At 70.8% G+C, this 3,084-nt stretch carries 3 protein-coding genes and 1 pseudogene; 2 read left to right on the top strand and 2 right to left on the bottom strand.

Annotated features, from left to right (window positions below):
- Window positions 1–315 precede the first annotated feature (315 nt).
- Window positions 316–1,485, top strand: a complete 1,170-nt coding sequence (locus VGR06_RS04950; protein WP_327557752.1) for an FAD-binding oxidoreductase — start codon at window positions 316–318, stop codon at window positions 1,483–1,485.
- A gap of 202 nt (window positions 1,486–1,687) precedes the next feature.
- On the opposite strand, the gene VGR06_RS04955 is transcribed toward VGR06_RS04950, so the two are convergent.
- Window positions 1,688–1,918 (bottom strand): hypothetical protein, encoded by a 231-nt coding sequence (locus VGR06_RS04955; protein ID WP_327557753.1) that lies wholly within the window; start codon window positions 1,916–1,918, stop codon window positions 1,688–1,690.
- 28 nt (window positions 1,919–1,946) lie between these two features.
- Here VGR06_RS04955 and VGR06_RS04960 point away from each other — a divergent pair.
- Window positions 1,947–2,583, top strand: a pseudogene (locus VGR06_RS04960) (IS6 family transposase); the annotation flags it as partial.
- A 29-nt stretch (window positions 2,584–2,612) separates the two neighbouring features.
- Here VGR06_RS04960 and VGR06_RS04965 read toward each other — a convergent pair.
- Window positions 2,613–3,084 (bottom strand): IS110 family transposase (locus tag VGR06_RS04965; RefSeq protein ID WP_327557754.1); only part of this gene is annotated, 472 nt, incomplete at its 5' end.

A 3,084-nucleotide genomic window follows, 5' to 3' on the forward strand; every position in this document is an offset into this window, starting at 1 on the left:
GGCGATCTTGTTCAGCGATTCTGCGGCCGAACGTGATACGCGAGTGGACCGTCGGGATCGAGGTAGAGCACCTCGCCCGCGCCCCACGGGTTCAGCCCGTCGTCCAGATGAGCCAGCCGGGGCTCCTGATACGAGCGGTCATCGTCGTCTTCGACCCTGCCCGCGACACGATGCAGCCAGCGGCCACTCGAGCGCACCGTGCGCTCATCGGCACGTCCGCTTAACCTGTCGGCGGCTGGAGAGTGCGCTTCTTGATGGAACCGCGGCGGGGGGTCGGGCGTTGGTCGGCCGGTGCGCCTGCCCGAGGATGGCGCCGTGACGCGCGCAGCGGTGTGGGAGCAAGAGCTGAGCGCTGCGGAGCGTGCCGCGCTTCACCCCGGGCTGCCGCAGGAGCTCAACCGACGGCCGGACGTGCTGGTGGTCGGCGGTGGGGTGATCGGCCTGGCGACGGCGGTCGCTTGTCGGATCGCTGGCCTGGGCAGTGTGGTGGTGATCGAGCGGGCCGAGCGGCTGGCCTCGGCGGCGTCCGGTGGCAACGGCGGCGCGATCGCCCCGGACATGCACGCGCTGACCGACTCGGCTGAGTTCGTCGCGTTCGGTCGCGCCAGTCTGGCCCTGTACCGGCGTCTCGACGCGCAGTGGAACGGCGCGATCGGGCTGCGCACCACACGCTGGCTGCAGATGTTCCCCGCGGCCGGCGGGCCACCCGCACTGCCGGTGGGACCGCAGTTTGAGCTGCTCGACGGCGCGGGCATCCGTGTGCTGGAGCCCGACCTAGCGCTGTCCGAGGGCTGCACCGCGCTGCTGGTCGGGGGACAGGGCGCGGTCAACCCGCAACGACTGGCCGCCGCCCTGGCCGGTCGCGCCGGCATCGTGGCGAGCGGCGTCGAGGCGACCGGTGTCCGCGTGCGCGGTGACCGGATCACGGCGGTGCACACCAGCGCCGGTGACTTTCAGCCAGGCGCGCTGGTCGTGGCCACCGGGCTGATCCCGCCGCCGTGGTCGCAGCCGGTACGCCAGCGATGGGTCAAGGGACACCTGCTCGCCACCGCGCCCGGGCCCTGGCAGTTGAACAGCGTCGTTAGCAGCGACCAAGGCGGCGTATCCCCGCTGCCCGCAGGGGGCATCCTTAGCGGCGGGACCCTCGACCACGGCGACACCTCCCCCGAGCCGCGGCCCGAGATCGTTGCGGGCCTGGTGGCAGGTCTGCACCGGCTCCTGCCCGCAACACGCCACGCGCCGCTCACCCACCGGTGGTGCTGCTTCCGACCCGTCATCGACGGCCGGCACCCGGTCATCGACCAGCTCCCCGGCACTACCAACGGCTGGCTCAGCGCCGGACATTTCACCACAGGCGTCCTGATGGCCGCCGCCACCGGCCAAGCCCTGGTCTCCTGGATCCTCAGCAACACGCGCCCACCCGAGACAGCCACCTTCGACCTACCGACGCACAAACCGATCGCCAGTTCGGTATGGGCTATGTGATCTGCGATCACGTCGTCACCCCGGTGGCTGGGTGTGGCTTCCCCGGTGCGCGACCCGTCCTGGCCGCTGGATGTGCGGATAGTTGGTGCGCTCGGGTGGGAGTCGGAGCCCGGGGTGGTCCCGCTGCTGAGAGGGCGCGGGGACGCCTTCCCGTGCGTCCCCGCGCCCTCTGGATGGGATGGGTGGTGTTACGAGCCCAGGGTCAGACCTTGAGGTGGATCGGACCTGATGAGATCGGGTCCGGGGTGGCCTGGAGCGTGTTTCCGGTCTCATCTGAGACGAAGGTGCCCGAGTAGGTCACCTCTTGCAGGAACAGGCTCTGCCCGGACGGGCAGCTGAAGTCCCCGGGGCTGGGCGGACCCACCGTCAGGCTGGCCGTGGTCTGCCCGTGGCGCACCGGGAACGTGCCGGTTGTGGTCAGCGAGGTCGACACGGTCTAGGCAAGGTCCGGCCGCGTGCAGCTGAACCGGCCGACTCGCCGTCCCGCTCCTCCACGCTCGGCGTTTGCGGGGTTTCGGTTCCCACCGGAGGTCATCGTGCTGGCGGTGCGCTGGTATCTGCGGTTCGGGCTGTCCTACCGCGACGTCGAGGAGCTACCGGCCGAGCGTGGCATCGAGGTGGATCACGTCACCGTGCACCGGCGGTACAGCGATTACCCCGCTGCTGGCTGACGCGGCCCGGTTCGGCCGGGCACCGGGTCGGCGACCGCTGGCAGGTGGACGAGACCTACGTGAAGGTCGCCGGCCGCTGGGTCTACCTCTACCGGGCGGTCGACCAGCACGGGCAGGTCATCGACGTGTACGCGTCGACTCGCCGGGATGCGGGGGCGGCTCGCCGGTTCTTTCACAAGGCGAGGATCGCCACCGGTGTGGCGCCGGTGGAGGTCGTCACCGACCGGGCGCCCACCTGCCCGCGAGTCCTGGATGCGCTGTGGCCGGCGGCCTGGCACCACGTCGGGCGATACGCGACCAACCGGGTCGAGGCCGACCATGCGCAGCCGGAACGTCGGCTGCGTGCGATGCGTGGAATCAAGACCATGACCGGGCTCCGGATCCTCGCCGCCGGACACGCCTTCGGCAGAACCTGCGCCGCGGCCACTAGGAGTCCTATGTCAAGCGCCGCGGGTGTCAGGCGGCTATGACGGTCTCGGTTGGGTTCGGTGAGGCGGTGCGCTGGTCGGCGCGCATGGCGCTGAAGACGGCGTCGGAGAGGCGTCGGCGCAGCAGCCGAAGGGCGGCGGTCGTGTCCTTGCCGCGGGCCGCTTGTTTGGCGAGGTAGGCGTGGCCGGGGCCAATGCCGCGAGCCTGGGTGACGGCGATCATGTGCAGGGCGCAGTTCATTGACCGGTTGCCGCCCCGGTTGAGTCGGACCTTGCCGGCGCTGGCGCCGGACCATACCGGGACTGGTGCGGTGCCGGTGAAACGGGCGAAGGCATCCATGTTCCGGAACCGGTGCACTCCGGCGGTCTCCCCGATGATCACCGCGGCCGATAGCACCCCGCAGCCGGGGATGGCCAGCAGCGAGGAAGCGATCGCCTGGACCAGGTGCCGCAGCTCGGCCTCGAGCGCGTTGATCTGATGGTTGAGCTCGTCGCAGCGA

The organism is Actinophytocola sp., from assembly GCF_036002505.1.
Lineage (GTDB): Bacteria > Actinomycetota > Actinomycetes > Mycobacteriales > Pseudonocardiaceae > DASYTH01.